Source organism: Thioalkalivibrio sp. HL-Eb18, assembly GCF_000364985.1.
Classification (GTDB): Bacteria; Pseudomonadota; Gammaproteobacteria; order Ectothiorhodospirales; family Ectothiorhodospiraceae; genus Thioalkalivibrio.
Genome location: NZ_KB822963.1, coordinates 163,472 through 177,982, shown reverse-complemented (window position 1 = coordinate 177,982; position 14,511 = coordinate 163,472). Strand labels below are relative to the sequence as shown.

At 67.8% G+C, this 14,511-nt stretch carries 17 protein-coding genes; 15 read left to right on the top strand and 2 right to left on the bottom strand.

Going from position 1 to position 14,511, the window contains the following annotated elements; all coding sequences use genetic code 11:
• Positions 1-60 precede the first annotated feature (60 nt).
• A complete protein-coding gene (gene fur / locus F813_RS0104825) occupies positions 61-486 on the top strand; it encodes a ferric iron uptake transcriptional regulator (RefSeq protein ID WP_012983416.1) in 426 nt (141 codons plus the stop codon).
• A gap of 177 nt (positions 487-663) precedes the next feature.
• Here the strand turns inward: fur and F813_RS0104820 are convergent, their stop codons facing one another.
• On the bottom strand, positions 664-1,353 hold the full coding sequence (locus tag F813_RS0104820; RefSeq protein ID WP_012983415.1) for a glutathione S-transferase family protein: 690 nt from the start codon (positions 1,351-1,353) through the stop codon (positions 664-666).
• 109 nt (positions 1,354-1,462) lie between these two features.
• On the opposite strand from F813_RS0104820, the gene F813_RS0104815 reads away from it, so the two are divergent.
• The 12 genes from F813_RS0104815 (at position 1,463) to F813_RS0104760 (ending at position 11,634) form a co-directional block, all read left to right on the top strand.
• A complete protein-coding gene (locus tag F813_RS0104815; RefSeq protein ID WP_012983414.1) occupies positions 1,463-1,888 on the top strand; it encodes an RNA-binding S4 domain-containing protein in 426 nt (141 codons plus the stop codon).
• 20 nt (positions 1,889-1,908) lie between these two features.
• Positions 1,909-2,355, top strand: a complete 447-nt coding sequence (locus tag F813_RS0104810) for an NUDIX hydrolase (RefSeq protein WP_017925775.1) — start codon at positions 1,909-1,911, stop codon at positions 2,353-2,355.
• Positions 2,356-2,431: 76 nt separating this feature from the next.
• Complete coding sequence (gene pcnB, locus F813_RS0104805) at positions 2,432-3,817, top strand: polynucleotide adenylyltransferase PcnB (RefSeq protein ID WP_017925774.1); 1,386 nt, start codon at positions 2,432-2,434, stop codon at positions 3,815-3,817.
• On the top strand, positions 3,814-4,344 hold the full coding sequence (gene folK / locus F813_RS0104800) for a 2-amino-4-hydroxy-6-hydroxymethyldihydropteridine diphosphokinase (RefSeq protein ID WP_017925773.1): 531 nt from the start codon (positions 3,814-3,816) through the stop codon (positions 4,342-4,344). Before pcnB ends, folK begins: the two co-directional genes overlap by 4 nt.
• Complete coding sequence (locus F813_RS0104795; RefSeq protein ID WP_017925772.1) at positions 4,341-4,991, top strand: deoxynucleoside kinase; 651 nt, start codon at positions 4,341-4,343, stop codon at positions 4,989-4,991. The genes folK and F813_RS0104795 overlap by 4 nt, the downstream gene beginning before the upstream one ends.
• A 36-nt stretch (positions 4,992-5,027) precedes the next feature.
• Positions 5,028-5,822, top strand: coding sequence for a 3-methyl-2-oxobutanoate hydroxymethyltransferase (gene panB, locus F813_RS0104790; RefSeq protein ID WP_017925771.1), 795 nt, complete (start codon positions 5,028-5,030; stop codon positions 5,820-5,822).
• 51 nt (positions 5,823-5,873) lie between these two features.
• Complete coding sequence (gene panC, locus F813_RS0104785; RefSeq protein ID WP_026148146.1) at positions 5,874-6,755, top strand: pantoate--beta-alanine ligase; 882 nt, start codon at positions 5,874-5,876, stop codon at positions 6,753-6,755.
• A gap of 92 nt (positions 6,756-6,847) precedes the next feature.
• Positions 6,848-7,228, top strand: coding sequence for an aspartate 1-decarboxylase (gene panD / locus F813_RS0104780; RefSeq protein ID WP_017925769.1), 381 nt, complete (start codon positions 6,848-6,850; stop codon positions 7,226-7,228).
• An 81-nt stretch (positions 7,229-7,309) separates the two neighbouring features.
• Complete coding sequence (sucC, locus tag F813_RS0104775) at positions 7,310-8,470, top strand: ADP-forming succinate--CoA ligase subunit beta (RefSeq protein WP_017925768.1); 1,161 nt, start codon at positions 7,310-7,312, stop codon at positions 8,468-8,470.
• On the top strand, positions 8,467-9,342 hold the full coding sequence (gene sucD, locus F813_RS0104770; RefSeq protein WP_017925767.1) for a succinate--CoA ligase subunit alpha: 876 nt from the start codon (positions 8,467-8,469) through the stop codon (positions 9,340-9,342). Before sucC ends, sucD begins: the two co-directional genes overlap by 4 nt.
• A 9-nt stretch (positions 9,343-9,351) precedes the next feature.
• Positions 9,352-11,046: an NAD+ synthase gene (locus F813_RS0104765; RefSeq protein ID WP_017925766.1), complete on the top strand. Its 1,695-nt coding sequence runs from the start codon at positions 9,352-9,354 to the stop codon at positions 11,044-11,046.
• A gap of 249 nt (positions 11,047-11,295) precedes the next feature.
• The gene (locus F813_RS0104760; RefSeq protein ID WP_012983402.1) at positions 11,296-11,634 is read left to right on the top strand and encodes a P-II family nitrogen regulator; all 339 of its coding nucleotides are present in this window, start codon (positions 11,296-11,298) and stop codon (positions 11,632-11,634) included.
• Positions 11,635-11,780: 146 nt separating this feature from the next.
• Here the strand turns inward: F813_RS0104760 and F813_RS0104755 are convergent, their stop codons facing one another.
• On the bottom strand, positions 11,781-12,620 hold the full coding sequence (locus F813_RS0104755) for an outer membrane protein assembly factor BamD (protein ID WP_012983401.1): 840 nt from the start codon (positions 12,618-12,620) through the stop codon (positions 11,781-11,783).
• A 106-nt stretch (positions 12,621-12,726) separates the two neighbouring features.
• On the opposite strand from F813_RS0104755, the gene rluD reads away from it, so the two are divergent.
• Together rluD and pgeF are read left to right on the top strand one after the other, a co-directional pair.
• Complete coding sequence (rluD, locus tag F813_RS0104750) at positions 12,727-13,686, top strand: 23S rRNA pseudouridine(1911/1915/1917) synthase RluD (protein ID WP_012983400.1); 960 nt, start codon at positions 12,727-12,729, stop codon at positions 13,684-13,686.
• Positions 13,676-14,494: a peptidoglycan editing factor PgeF gene (gene pgeF, locus F813_RS0104745; protein WP_017925765.1), complete on the top strand. Its 819-nt coding sequence runs from the start codon at positions 13,676-13,678 to the stop codon at positions 14,492-14,494. Before rluD ends, pgeF begins: the two co-directional genes overlap by 11 nt.
• Positions 14,495-14,511 lie beyond the last annotated feature (17 nt).

Here is a 14,511-nt window from a genome sequence, read left to right as displayed (position 1 = left end):
GCGCATGGTACACCAAAGCGTCCGGATGCTCTCAAGCAATCGGGTGACGGGAATCGAAGGATGGAAACAAGCGATCTCAAGAAAGCGGGGCTCAAGGTCACGCTGCCACGGATGAAGATCCTCGAGATCCTCGAGAACTCGGAAACGCGTCACCTGACCGCCGAGGCCATTTACCGCGAGCTGCTCGACTCTGGCGAGGAGATCGGGCTGGCGACAGTCTACCGCGTGCTGACCCAGTTCGAGGCTGCGGGGCTGGTCTGCCGTCTGCATCTGGAAGGCAACCAGGCCGTGTTCGAGCTGGAGCGCGGCGGACACCACGATCACATCGTCTGTAACCAGTGCGGCCGCGTCGAAGAGTTCTTCGACGAGACCATCGAGACCCGCCAGCGGGAGGTCGCGCGCCAGCACGGCTTCTCGATCAAGGACCACGCCCTGGTCCTGTACGGCGACTGCAGCGACAGCGCCTGCCCCCACCGCCCGGTCTGACGCGCCCTCGCGCGGCTTTTCAGTCCGGCCGCTTTGTAGCTGGGCCCGGTTGGTCATCCTGTGTTTACGGTGGCTTCGGCCGGCCGAAAGCACGTGAACACCGGATGCCGAACCAGAGCCGGCCACAGAGACGTGTGCTATTGCCACGTCCGACCCGGCGGGGCCCCGGGCCTGGCCTCAGGTCGTATCGGCGAGACGCGAGGCGATGTGCGCCGGGGCGAAGCCTTTCTGTGCGCGCAGGTAGGCGGCCAGACGCGCCGCAAAGTCGGCGGGGACCGAGGTGGAGACCGCGTCCATGTCGCGCAGCGTTTCCCAGCGCTCGGCCAGGCGCGGAAACGCCTCCGGCTCCCAGGGGTTGTCGATGTCGTCGATCAGGCTGTAGCGCAGCAGGACCGGCGCGAGGGTCGCGTCGATCAGGGTGAAGGCATGCCCCATGAGCAACGAATCGGTCGCCAGTTCTCGTTCCAGCCGCTCCAGCCCGCGCGAGGCCGCATGGCGCTCCATCTCGAAGGCCTCTTCGTCGCCCGCTGTCATCCAGCGGTACTGCGTCATGGTCTGCTCGCCCAGATATTCGATCCAGGCGCGCGTGCGGGCCTGCTGTAGCGGCGGGTCCGGCATCAGAGGGGGTGGGGTGATGGCATCGACGTATTCGTTGATCACCGCCGACTCGAACAGCACAGTGTCGTGATCGACCTTCAGGATCGGCACCTTGCCGAGCGGAGACTGCTCGCGAAACCAGTCGGGCGGGTTCGCGAGATCGATATAGGTCACTTCGAACGGTGCCTGCTTGTATTTCAGCGTGATCACGCTACGCTGAACGAAAGGACAAAGGTCAAAGCTGATCAGGTGCAGATGCGGGAGTTTCATGACGTGCCGAAGCCCCATGCGGGGCCCCATCCTCTGATGGTGGAAAGTCGCGCATTGTCCATGCCCGCGGTCCGGCGGGAAAGTCCAGTGCCTCCAGTGCGAGGGCCTCTTGGCCGGGGCTGAGGCACGCGCAGCGCCCGCCGGCGGGTTGCGCATCGACAAGTGGCTTTGGGCCGCGCGCTTCTTCAAGACCCGCGCGCTGGCCACCGAGGCCGTCAGTGGCGGCAAGGTCCATGTGAACGGCGAGCGCTGCAAACCCGCCCGCCGGGTGCACCCGGGCGATCGCCTGACGATTCATCGCGGCCAGCAGACCTGGGAGATCGACGTACGGGCGCTGAATGATCAGCGTCGGCCCGCCCCCGAGGCGCGCGAGTTGTATGCCGAGACGTCGGAGAGCGAGGCCCGGCGCGAGGCCGAGTCCGAACGTCGGCGCTCGGAACGGGCGGTGGCCGACAGCGCCCCCAGTCGCCGCCCGGACAAGCGCCAGCGCCGCCAGATCCGGCGTTTCATCCGCCAGGACGGTCAAGACGAATGAGTGGCCCACCCCAAACACCCTTGCTGGCCGCGGATGTGGTGATCCATCACCCCGCCCACCCTGGCCGTGTTCTGGTGATCGAGCGGCGCAACCCGCCCCATGGCTGGGCCCTCCCCGGGGGCTTCGTGGATGTCGGTGAGTCGGTCGAGCAGGCCGCCGTGCGCGAGGCCCTGGAGGAGACGGGCCTGCAGGTCACGCTCGAAGCCCTGCTGGGTGTTTACTCCGATCCCGCACGGGATCCGCGCGGGCACACCGTCAGTGCTGTATTCGTGGCGCGCGGCGCTGGCGAGGCCCGTGCGGCCGATGATGCGGCGGACTGTGCCTGGCTGGATCCCGACGATCAGGGACAGCCCCTGGTCTTTGACCACCGGCGCATCCTCGATGACTATCTGCGCTACCGCTTGACCGGCGAAACGGCGCCGCTGCGCCTGATGTCGCCGGGGGCGGGGCCAGGGGGCGGAACATGATGTCCGAACCTCCGGTCCTTTCCCGTACCGGCTTGCTGTTACCATACTGCGCTTTCGTTCACGGAACCCGAACCGAGTGACCCAGGCCGATCCTGCAACCCCGTCCGCCGCGATCCCCGAACCGCGCGTGTATTCACGCGAGGAACACGGCATTTCGCGCGCCGCGATTGACGATAACGCCCTGAAGGTGCTCTATCGCCTGCGCGATGCGGGTTATCGCGCCTGCCTGGTGGGTGGGGGAGTGCGCGATCTGCTGCTGGGGCGCGAGCCAAAGGACTTCGATATCGCGACCGATGCCACGCCGGATCAGGTACGCGGGCTGTTCCGTAACTGCCGTCTGATCGGGCGGCGTTTCCGCCTGGCCCATGTCCTGTTCGGTCGCGAGGTGATCGAGGTCGCCACCTTCCGTGCGCCGCACGACGAGGACGACGACAACGACGGGCAGGTGGCGCTGAGCGAAGAGGGTCGCATCCTGCGCGACAACCGCTACGGCACGATCGAGCAGGATGCGGTGCGGCGGGACTTCAGCGTGAATGCGCTGTACTACGACATCGACGACTTCTCGGTGCTCGACTACACCGGCGGGGTCGAAGACCTGCGCGAGGGTGTGCTGCGCCTGATCGGAGACGACGTCGAGACGCGGCTGCGCGAGGACCCGGTACGTATGCTGCGCGCCGTGCGCTTCTCCGCGAAGCTGGGGCTGCGCATTGCGCCCGAGGTCGAGGCCGGGATCCGCGAGCTCGCGGGCCTGATGCAGACGGTGGCCCCGGCACGGTTGTTCGACGAGGTGATCAAGCTGTTCCACAGTGGTGCGGCGGTCACCTGTCTGGACGAGCTGGAGCGCTTCGGGCTGTTCGCGCCGATGTTCCCGGAGGCGTCCGAGTGCTTTGCCGACCCGGAGCTGGGCGCCGAGCGGCGGCAATTCCTGGTCGAGTCGCTGCTCAATACCGACAAGCGCATCAACGAAGAACTCGGGGTCAACCCGGCGTTTCTCTATGCGGCCATCCTTTGGGCGCCGGTGCAGGTGGCGGCGGCCCGGCGCATCGAGGACGGCGAGCAGGAGATCCCGGCCTGGCAACAGGCGATGGCCGAGGTGCTCGACCGTCAGGTGAAGACGGTCTCGATCCCGAAGCGTTTCAGTCTGATCGTGCGCGAGATCTGGGAGCTGCAGGCGCGGCTGGAACGGGCACGGGGCGGCCGCGCGCTGCGCCTGCTGACGCATCCGCGTTTCCGTGCGGGTTACGATTTTCTCTGTCTGCGCGCCCGCGCAGGCGATGCCGATCCGGAACTGTGCCGCTGGTGGACCGAGTTCCAGGAGAAGGACGAGGGCGAGCAGAAGCAGATGGCCGGGGGCGGCGGCAAGGGCAAGAGCCGTGCCCGCCGTGGCGGGCGTCGTCGCAAACGCCGGCGCAAGGGCGATGGCGAGGTCGGTGGCTCGAATGACGGAGGGGATGCGGCATGACCGATGCCGGCTTGCAGGTATTCGTGGGCATCGGCGCCAATCTTGGCGACCCCGAGGCCCAGGTGCGCGAGGCCTTCCGGCGCCTGGCCGGTGATGTGCCCGAGACGCGGCTGACGGGGCAGTCGCGGTTGTACCGCAACCCGCCGATGGGCCCACAGGATCAGCCGGACTACGTGAACGCCGTGGCCCGGCTGTACACCCGGCTCGAACCCCTGGGTCTGCTGCATGCGCTACAGGCGATCGAAGCCGACTGTGGCCGCGAGCGCGATGGCACCCGCTGGGGGCCGCGCCTGCTCGATCTGGACATTCTGCTGTTCGGGGACCAGGTGCTGGATCTGCCCGGTCTGCATGTTCCCCACCCCGGGCTGGCCGAGCGCGATTTCGTGGTTCTGCCGCTGGCCGAGCTGGCACCGGGCCTGAAGATTCCGGGCGAGGGCCTGATCGAGCGGCTCGCCAGACGCTTCGATGGCGCCTCGCTGGTCGCGCTGGAGGACCCGAACGTCGCCCGTGTCGGAGGGCAGCGGTGAGTCTGAGCGACTTCGACTTTGTTGCGGTGGAAGGACCGATCGGGGTGGGCAAGTCCAGCCTCGCGCGTCTGCTGTCGGAGCACCTGCGGGCCGAGGGGATTTTCGAGGCGCCGGACGAGAACCCGTTCCTCGAGCGCTTCTACCAGGAGCCGGACAAGCACGCCCTGGCCACGCAGCTGCATTTTCTGGTGCAGCGTGTGCGGCAGCTGACGCCGGTCAGCCAGAAGGGCCTGTTCGAGCAGCGCCACGTGGCCGACTACGTCATGGACAAGGACCCGCTGTTCGCCGAGCTCAACCTGCACCCCGACGAGCTGGAGATCTATCGCGAGATGTTCCGGCATCTGCGCGCGGGTCTGCCACGGCCGGATCTGGTGATCTACCTGCAGGCGCCGGTTGAGGTCCTGCTGGACCGCATCCGTCAGCGCGCGCGACCGTACGAACGTCACATCGAGGCGCATTATCTGGAGCGCCTGAACGCGGCTTATGCAGAATTCTTCTATCATTTCGAAGGGGCGGCACTGGTGATCGTGAACGCCACCGAGATCGACTGGGTGAACAATCCGGCCGACTTCGAACAGCTGGTGCAGTTCCTGGAGCCGATCCAGGGTGGCCGACACTATTTCAATCCGCTGCCGATCACGCTCTGACGTGCGGCAGATCGACCCCGCCCGGGAGGCAGACTGATGCGGCCGATCACGGTCAATACGCTGGCCAGGCGCAAGCAGGCCGGTGAACCGATTACCTGTCTGACGGCCTATGACGCGTCCTTTGCCGCGCTACTGGATCGCTGCGGCGTGGATGTCATCCTGGTCGGGGATTCCCTGGGCATGGTGGTGCAGGGGCACCCGACCACGCTGCCGGTGACGATCGACGACATGTGCTATCACGTCGCCAGTGTCGCGCGGGTGACCCACAACGCGATGATCATGGCGGATCTGCCGTTTCTCGGAGACGCCGATGCCCCGACTGCCTTGCAGCAGTCCGGGGCATTGCTGCGCGCCGGCGCGCATATGGTCAAGGTCGAGTGCGGCCTGGCCGAGCTGCCGATCGTCGAGCGGCTGGTGGCCGCTGGTATTCCTGTATGCGCCCATCTGGGCCTGACGCCGCAGGCCGTGCATCGCATGGGGGGCTTCCGGGTGCAGGGTCGCGACCCGCACGCCGCTGCCGAGATGGAATCGCTGGCCGCGCGGCTGGAAGCCGCCGGTGCCCAGGGCCTGCTCCTGGAGAGCGTACCGGAGGAACTGGCCGACGCGATCGTGCGCGCGACCGATATCCCTGTGATCGGGATCGGCGCCAGCCCGCGCTGTGATGGCCAGGTCCTGGTGATCCAGGACGTGATTGGCCTGACGCCCGAGCCGCCACGCTTCGCCCGCGACTTTCTGGGCGAGGGTGGCTCGCTGGAGGGCGCGGTGCGCGCCTATTGCGAGGCAGTGCGGGCGCGTACGTTCCCTGAATCCGGCGTGCATACTTTCCGTTAGTTCGTTCATTGTTCCGTCCATGAGGACCCCGGCCCAAGAGACCCCTGGCCCATGAGAATCCTGCGTGACCGGCCCCAGTTGGTGGCCATGCATCGAGAATGGGCCCGCAAGGGCCGTGGAACCATTGCCCTGATCCCCACGATGGGGCACCTGCACGAGGGTCACATGACGCTGATCCGGCACGCCCGGGCCCGTGCGCAGCGCGTGGTGGTATCGATCTTCGTGAATCCGATGCAGTTCGATCGCCCCGAGGACCTGGAGCGCTATCCGCGCACCCTGGAGGAAGACTCGCGCCTGCTGACCGAGGCGGGTGTGGACGCGGTGTTCTGCCCGTCGGAGGAGGACATGTACCCGGACGACGGCATGCCTCCAGTGCGGGTGGTTGTGCCGGGACTGTCGGAGATGCTGGAGGGGGCCTTCCGCCCGGGGCACTTCGATGGCGTGGCGACGGTGGTGACCAAGCTGTTCAATCTCGTGCGGCCGGATATCGCGCTGTTTGGCGAGAAGGACTACCAGCAGTTCAAGCTGGTCGAGCGCATGGTGCAGGGGCTGGATATCCCGGTACGGGTCGAGGCGATCCCGACCGTACGCGAGAAGGATGGCCTGGCCTGCAGTTCGCGCAACGACCAGCTTCCCGAAGAGGCACGGGCGATCGCGCCGGAGTTGAAGCGCGTTCTGGACGAGGTGGCCACGGTCTGCCGGGGTGCGACGGTCTTCGATGCCGAGCGCATCCCCGAGGTCGAGGGGCGTGCCTGCGATCGCCTGCGCGAGGCCGGCTTCGACCCCGAATACCTGTCCATCCGGCGCGCGGAGGACCTGGCCGAGCCGGAGCATGGTGTGGCGCTGGCCGACCAGGATCTGGTCGTGCTGGCCGCCGCGTGGCTGGCGGAAGTCCGCCTGATCGACAACGTGCGCACCCGCCCGACGAACTGACCCGTGCCCCGGTCGGGGTGGGTCATTTGCCGCGCCTGGCACAATCGCGGATAATTTTGCGCCCCCAGAGGTTATCGCCGGGAAAATCGCCGATGCACGTCACCATGCTCAAGGGCAAGCTGCACAAGGCCCAGGTCACTCATTGTGAGCTGGAGTACGAAGGCTCGTGCGCCATCGATACGCGGCTGCTGGAAGCCGCCGGCATCCTGCCGTTCGAGCAGATCCAGATCTACAACGTGGACAACGGCGAGCGCTTTACCACCTACGCGATCGAGGGCGAGCCGGGCTCCGGCATCGTCTCGGTCAATGGCGCGGCCGCGCACAAGGCGGCGGTGGGCCATCGCGTGATCATCTGCGCCTACGCACAGATGGAGGCCGCCGAGGCCCGCGAATTCACCCCGAATCTCGTGTATCTCGACGCCCGTAACGCGATCGTGCGCACCGGCCACGGCATCCCGGTGCAGGCCGCCTGAGAAACCACCTCTCGCGTTCGCCCCTGCAGTTGTAGGGCCCGCAGTTGTAGGGCAAAGGCCTCGCCGCTATCCTCCACACCCATGAATCTCCACGAATTTCAGGCCAAGGCGCGCTTTCGCGACGCCGGCATCCCCGTTCCCGACGGACAGGTGATCACCCACGCCGACGAACTCTCCGCGGCCTGGCAGGCGCTGGGCGTTGAGCGTGTGCTGGTCAAGGCCCAGGTGCATTCTGGCGGGCGCGGCAAGGCTGGTGGCGTGGTGGTGGCGGATTCTCCCGAGGCCGCGCGCGAGGCGGCGGAGAAGCTGCTGGGCTCGCGCCTGGTCACCGGGCAGAGCGGCCCCGAGGGCCTGCCGGTGGATCAGCTCCTGCTGGAGCCGGCCGCGGACATTGACCGCGAATTCTACTTTGCCCTGCTGGTGGACCGCGCCCGCGAGCGCCTGGCGCTGGTGGTCTCCGCCGAGGGGGGTATGGACATCGAGACCCTGGCCGCCGAGCGGCCCGAGGCGGTGATCACCCTGCCGATCCACCCGGCCACGGGCGTGATGCCGTTTCACGGGCGGCGGGTCGCCTTCGCCCTCGGGCTGTCGGGCGAGCCGGCCAAGGCGATGGCCCAGCTGGTAACCAATGCCCATGCCCTGTTCCAGCAGGTGGATGCGCAGTTGCTGGAGATCAACCCGCTGGTGCTGACGGCTGACGACCAGCTGCTGGCCATCGACGCCAAGCTGACCATCGACGACTCCGCGGCCTACCGCCAGAAGGCGCTGATGGCCGAACGCGACGCGCGCCAGCGCGACCCGGCCGAGGAACAGGCGCACGAGCACGACCTCAACTACATCCGCCTGGACGGCTCCATTGGCTGCATGGTGAACGGCGCGGGGCTGGCCATGGCCACGATGGACCTGATCAAGCACCACGGCGGCGAGCCGGCCAACTTCCTGGATGTCGGCGGCGGCACGACGGTGGAGCGAGTCACGGCCGCGTTCAAGCTGATCCTTTCGGACCCCTCGGTGAAGGCGGTGCTGGTGAATATCTTTGGCGGCATCGTGCGCTGCGACCTGATCGCGGAGGGCATCATCGCCGCGATCCGCGAGGTGCAGGTCCAGGTGCCGGTGGTCGTGCGGCTGGAGGGCACCAACGCGGAACAGGGCCGCGAGGCCCTGGCCAGCTCCGGCCTGGACGTGATCCCGGCCGCGGACCTCGACCGCGCGGCGCGCACTGTGGTGGAGGCCGTGGGATGAGCATCCTCGTCGATCGTGATACGAAGGTGATTTGCCAGGGTTTCACCGGCAAGCAGGGCAGCTTTCACTCCGAGCAGGCGATCGCCTACGGTACCCGTCTGGTCGGGGGCGTGACACCCGGCAAGGGCGGGCAGACGCATCTGGACCGTCCGGTGTTCGATACCGTGGCCGATGCGGTGGCGCAGACTGGTGCCACCGTCAGCATGATCTATGTCCCGGCCCCGTTCGCGGCCGATGCGATCTGCGAGGCGGCGGATGCCGGCATCGAGCTGGCCGTGTGCATCACCGAGGGCATCCCGGTGCAGGACATGATCCGGGTGAAGCAGGTCCTGGCCGGCAGCCCGACCCTCCTGATCGGTCCGAACTGCCCCGGCATCATCACCCCGGATGCCTGCAAGGTTGGCATCATGCCCGGCTATATCCACCAGCGCGGGCGCATCGGCATCATCTCGCGCTCCGGCACCCTGACCTACGAGGCGGTCAAACAGACCTCGGATCGGGGGCTGGGCCAGAGCACCTGCATCGGCATTGGCGGCGACCCGATCCAGGGGCTCGATTTCGTCGACTGCCTGCGGCTGTTTCGCGACGACCCGGAGACCGACGGCGTGCTGCTGGTCGGCGAGATCGGCGGCGATGCCGAGGAGCGCGCCGCGCGCTATATCGAGAGCGAATTCGACAAGCCGGTGGCCGCCTATATCGCGGGCGCCACCGCGCCGCCCGGACGTCGCATGGGCCATGCCGGGGCGATCATCGCCGGCGGCCAGGGCACGGCCGAACAGAAGATGGCGGCCCTGCGCGCGGCCGGGGCGAGTGTGGCCGAGAGCCCGGCCGAGCTCGGCCAGGCCATGCAGTCCGCGCTCGACCGCGCCTGACCCGCCACGATGGCGTCCGCCGATGACCTGCCGCTGGCCCTGGCCCAGATCAACCCGATCGTGGGCGGACTGGATACCAACCGCCACCTGATCGAGGACGCGATCGAGCAGGCCCGCGCCGCCGGCGCGCGCGCGGTGGTCTTCCCCGAACTCGCCCTGACCGGATATCCTCCGGAGGACCTGCTGCTGCGCCCGGCCTTCCTGCGCGCGGTGGAACAGTCCCTGACGGCGATCACGCGCTCGGTAGCGGGCATCGACGTGATCCTCGGCGCGCCGGTTACCACCGAGCAGGGTCTGGTGAACGCCGCGCTGTGTTTGCGCGACGGCCGCGAGATCGCGCGCTATGCCAAGCAGGTCCTGCCCAACTACTCGGTGTTCGACGAACAGCGCTATTTCGTCGCGGGTAATCAGGCCTGCGTGGTCGAGCTGGCGGGTTGGCGGATCGGCCTGACCGTCTGCGAGGACATCTGGCAACCGGCGCCAGCGGCCGCCGCGCAGGCGGCCGGCGCCGAACTGATCCTGAACCTGAATGCCTCTCCCTATCATCGTGGCAAGGCGGAGGAGCGCCTGCAGGTGGTGGGCGCGCGGGTAGCCGAAACCGGCTGCCCGGTAGTCTACGTAAACCAGGTGGGCGGGCAGGACGAGCTGGTGTTCGATGGCCGCTCCTTCGTGCACGACGCTGCGCACGGGGCGCGCGCGGTGCTGCCGGCCTGGGCGACTGGGTATGCCCTGGTGCAGGCTCGGCGCGGTCCGTCGGGGATCGAGCTGCGCCCACGGCCCGAGACCATGCATCTGTCCGCCTGCGGTATCCGCCCGACGCTCACCGACCCCGGCCCGGAGCCGGACGAGGCGGATGCCCGCGATCTCTACCAGGCGCTGATGATCGGTATCCGCGACTACGTCTCCAAGAACGGTTTTCCCGGCGTCCTGCTGGGTCTGTCCGGCGGGATCGACTCGGGACTGACCGCCGCGTTGGCGGTGGATGCCCTGGGGCCGGCCGCCGTGACCGCGGTGATGATGCCGTATCGCTACACCGCGTCCATGAGTATCGAGGATGCCGAGGCGCAGGCGCGGCTGCTGGGCATCGAGTACCACGAGATCGCGATCGAGCCGATGGTGCAAGGCTTCCTCGAGGGGCTGTCACCGGCGTTCGCCGATATGCCCGCCCACGCGGGGGACGTGACCGAGGAGAATCTGCAGTCGCGCGCTCGCGGGGTGCTGCTGATGGCGTTGTCGAACCGCAGCGGCAAGCTGCTCCTGGCGACCGGCAACAAGTCCGAGATGGCCGTGGGGTACTCCACGCTGTACGGCGACATGAACGGGGGGTTTGCCCCGCTCAAGGACGTCTCCAAGCAGTGGGTGTACCGCCTGGCCCGCTGGCGCAACACGCGCGGCGCGGCGATCCCCGAGCGCGTGATCGAGCGCCCGCCGAGTGCCGAGCTGGCCCCCGGCCAGCAGGATTCCGATTCGCTGCCGCCCTACGAGGTGCTTGATGCGATCCTCGAGGCATTCGTCGAACAGGAGCGCTCGGTGGAGGAGATCGTGGCCGATGGCTTTGATCATGCCACTGTGGAGCGCATCGCGCGGCTGGTTTTCCGGGCCGAGTACAAGCGACGTCAGGCCCCGCCCGGCGTGCGTGTCAGCCGGCGGGCCTTCGGCCGCGACCGGCGCTACCCGATCACCTCCGGCTACCGCCCGGACTGAGTGCTCCGCAGATCGCGGCGTCGGACCCGGTCATTGCGAGGAGCGTAGCAACGAAGCAATCGGGCCGGGCAAACGCAGCGCTGGATGCAAACGACGCGGGTTCAGGAAACCGATTGCCACGTCGCCTTCGGCTCCTCGCAATGACGGGATGGTGAATCGGCCCGCCATGACGGCGCCGTGGCGGCGGTTTGGTACACTTTCGGATGCAAGACGAGCGCCCGCGCGGCGGGCACAACCAAAGGGATTCGCATGAAGAAGATCGAGGCGATCATCAAGCCGTTCAAGCTGGAGGATGTCCGCGAGGCCCTGACCGAGATGGGTATTGCCGGCATGACCGCGACCGAGGTCCAGGGCTTTGGTCGGCAGAAGGGCCATACCGAGCTTTATCGGGGTGCGGAATACGTGGTCGACTTCCTGCCCAAGGTGAAGCTGGAACTGGTGGTGGACGACGACCGCGTGGACGCCTGCATCGACGCGATCGTGAAGGCCTCGCGCACCGGCAAAATCGGGGACGGCAAGATCTTTGTTTCCGATATGGCCCGCGTGGTGCGCATCCGTACTGGCGAAGAGGGCAGCGAGGCGCTGTAACTAACCCCAGGGGCTCGTCGCAGGCGGGCTGAGCAACGCACCCGCCGCGGACACTACGGGTTCAGGAAGCCGCGGTTGCCACGTCGCCTGCGGTTCCTCGCAATGACAGCTTTTTCGCGCGGCCGGGGAGCAGGCATGCTCCCCGGTCAGTTCGTGAAGAACGGCAGGCGGTCGAACACGCGCCACAGGCCGCCGCGCGGCTCGCGCATCTCGATCGGCTCGCCGGCGCGTACGGCGACAGCCGCGTCGGGGTAGTTCAGCTCCAGGACCTGCATGGTCGCGTCGGCATAGTCCTCGAGCCCCAGCTCGGTGTAGGCGCGCCACAGCACACCCAGGGCCTGCGGCTGGACCTCGGCACCGGGATAGGTGGCCAGCACGTGGCGCGCGCGCTCGGCGCCCGCCACCCAGGCGGTGCGCTCCATGTAGAACTCGGCCACGCGCAGTTCGTAGGCGGCCAGCGCGTTGCGGATGTAGACCATCCGCAGGTAGGAGTCCTGCGCGTAGCGACTGTCCGGGAACTCTCGAATCAGGCGGTCGAAATCCTGGAAGGCCTGCTCGAAGGGCTCGGGGTCCATCTCCGCCGGGTCACGCGGGAACAGGTTGGCAAGGAAGCCCTGCTGGCGGTTGAAATTGATCAGCCCGCGCAGGTAGTAGGCATAATCCAGATTCGGGTGGCGCGGGTTGAGCTGGATGAAGCGGTCCACCGCGGCGATGGCGGCCTCCGGCTCGCGGGCCTTGTAATAGGCATACGGGATTTCGATCTGCGCCTGCTGGGCGTAGCGGCCGAACGGATAGCGGGCCTCGAGTTTCTCGTAGTATTCAACGGCCTGGTCGTAATTGCCCTCGTTCAGCGCGTTCTTGGCCTCGCCGTAGAGCTGGCTGGCCGACCAGCCAAGAGTCGGGTCTTCGCGGCCGGCGCAACCGGCGATCATGAGCGCCAGGAGCAGTACGGCCAGCAGACGCAGCAGGTTCGGGGCAGAAATCACGATGGGGCCTCGCAGATGAACCAATGTTCGCGGATTCTACAACATCACACCTGATGGCGGTGCCTGGCCGTTCGCAGGTTCGGGACAATCGAGACGAGTATCGCCAATGAACGAACCGCGATCCGCGGAACTCCCCGAGGAAGAGGCCGGCCAGCGGCTGGATGCCGCGCTGGCGCGGCTGTTCCCGGAGTATTCGCGCAGCCAGCTGACCCAGTGGCTGAAGGAAGGGGCCTTGACCGTGAACGGTGGCCAGCCGAAACCGCGCACGCCGGTGCAGGGCGGCGAGCATGTCGTGCTGGAGCCCCCGGAGGCCCCGGTCCTGGAGGCCGAGCCCGAGCCCATTGCGCTGGATATCGTCCATGAGGACCCCGCCGTACTGGTGATCAACAAGCCGGCCGGGCTGGTGGTGCATCCGGCGGCGGGGCATCGTGCCGGCACCCTGGTGAATGCCTTGCTGCACCATGACCCGAACCTCTCGCAGCTGCCGCGCGCCGGCGTGGTGCACCGGCTGGACAAGGACACCACCGGGCTGATGGTGGTGGCGCGTACGCCGCAGGCGCAGACCGCGCTGGTGCGCCAGTTGCAGCAGCGTACGGTGCACCGCGAGTACCGGGCGCTGGTACAGGGTCGCGTGATCAGCGGTGCCACGATCGAAGAGCCGATCGGCCGCCATCCGGTGGATCGCAAGCGTCAGGCGGTCACGGGGGGTGGCAAGCCGGCGGTGACCCACTACCGGGTGGCGGAGCGTTTCCCGGCGCATACCCTGCTGAACGTGCGTCTGGAGACCGGGCGAACCCACCAGATCCGCGTGCACATGGCGCATATCCGGCACCCGATCGTGGGTGATCCCGCCTATGGGGGGCGCCCGCGCCCGGTGCGCGGCATGGGCGAGGCGGCGAAGGCGGCGCTCGCGGCTTTTCGCCGCCAGGCACTGCATGCGGCGCGGTTGGAATTCGAGCATCCTGACAGTGGCGAAGTGCTCGCCTTCGAGGCCCCCGTGCCCGAGGATTTCGAGGCCCTGCTCGCCGCCCTGCGTACCGACCGGGAGGCTGACCATGACCGCTGAACTGATCCCCACGCTCGCGCCGGATTTCGGCGACCTTCCGTCGGGTGTCTGGGCGGTACAGAGCACCCGCGAGGGGGGCGTGAGTACGGGCCCCTGGCACTCGCTGAATCTCGCCCTGCATACCGGCGATGACCCCGAACATGTCGCCGAGAACCGCTACCGCCTGGAACACAGCCTGGGGATCGCGGAGCCCGTTGCCTGGCCGCGGCAGGTCCACGGCACGCGCGTGATTCGGGCCGAGGACCTGCTGGAGGCCCGGGAGCAGGACGAGGTGCCCGAAGCCGATGCAGTGTTCACCGACGTCCCTGGTGTGGTCTGTGCCGTGCAGACGGCGGACTGCCTGCCCGTCGTGCTGGCGACCGACGATGGCGAGGCAGTGGCCGTCGCGCATGCTGGCTGGCGCGGGCTGGCCGACGGGGTGCTGGAGGCGGCCGTCGAGGCCTTGCGCATTACGCGTCCGGAGGCGGAGATCCGCGCCTGGATGGGCGCGGCGATCGGGCCGGAGGCCTTCGAGGTCGGGCCGGAGGTACGCGATACCTTCCTCGATCACGATGTCGAGGCCGCGCCCGCGTTCCGCCCCGGACCGAACGGGCATTTCCACGCGGACATCTACGCGCTGGCCCGGCACCGCCTGGAGCGGGTCGATGTCGTGCATGTGGCAGGCGGCGGGCGCTGCACCTATTCGGAGGCCGGGCGGTTCTACTCCTACCGCCGGGACGGCGAGACCGGGCGCATGGGCACGCTGGTCTGGATCGGCGAGCCGGACGATGACCGTGGCATGGCAGGAGAATCCTCGTTTCCCTGGTAGAACCGGTATTCGGCGTT

Excerpts from the sequence above, each read along its gene's own strand:
- pgeF (WP_017925765.1), top strand. The coding sequence starts at position 13,676 with ATGACCGCTGAACTGATCCCCACGCTCGCGCCGGATTTCGGCGACCTT.
- rluD (WP_012983400.1), top strand. The coding sequence starts at position 12,727 with ATGAACGAACCGCGATCCGCGGAACTCCCCGAGGAAGAGGCCGGCCAG.
- sucC (WP_017925768.1), top strand. The coding sequence starts at position 7,310 with ATGAATCTCCACGAATTTCAGGCCAAGGCGCGCTTTCGCGACGCCGGC.
- F813_RS0104820 (WP_012983415.1), bottom strand. The coding sequence starts at position 1,353 with ATGAAACTCCCGCATCTGCACCTGATCAGCTTTGACCTTTGTCCTTTC.
- F813_RS0104765 (WP_017925766.1), top strand. The coding sequence starts at position 9,352 with ATGGCGTCCGCCGATGACCTGCCGCTGGCCCTGGCCCAGATCAACCCG.
- panB (WP_017925771.1), top strand. The coding sequence starts at position 5,028 with ATGCGGCCGATCACGGTCAATACGCTGGCCAGGCGCAAGCAGGCCGGT.
- folK (WP_017925773.1), top strand. The coding sequence starts at position 3,814 with ATGACCGATGCCGGCTTGCAGGTATTCGTGGGCATCGGCGCCAATCTT.
- F813_RS0104760 (WP_012983402.1), top strand. The coding sequence starts at position 11,296 with ATGAAGAAGATCGAGGCGATCATCAAGCCGTTCAAGCTGGAGGATGTC.
- panD (WP_017925769.1), top strand. The coding sequence starts at position 6,848 with ATGCACGTCACCATGCTCAAGGGCAAGCTGCACAAGGCCCAGGTCACT.
- sucD (WP_017925767.1), top strand. The coding sequence starts at position 8,467 with ATGAGCATCCTCGTCGATCGTGATACGAAGGTGATTTGCCAGGGTTTC.
- panC (WP_026148146.1), top strand. The coding sequence starts at position 5,874 with ATGAGAATCCTGCGTGACCGGCCCCAGTTGGTGGCCATGCATCGAGAA.
- fur (WP_012983416.1), top strand. The coding sequence starts at position 61 with ATGGAAACAAGCGATCTCAAGAAAGCGGGGCTCAAGGTCACGCTGCCA.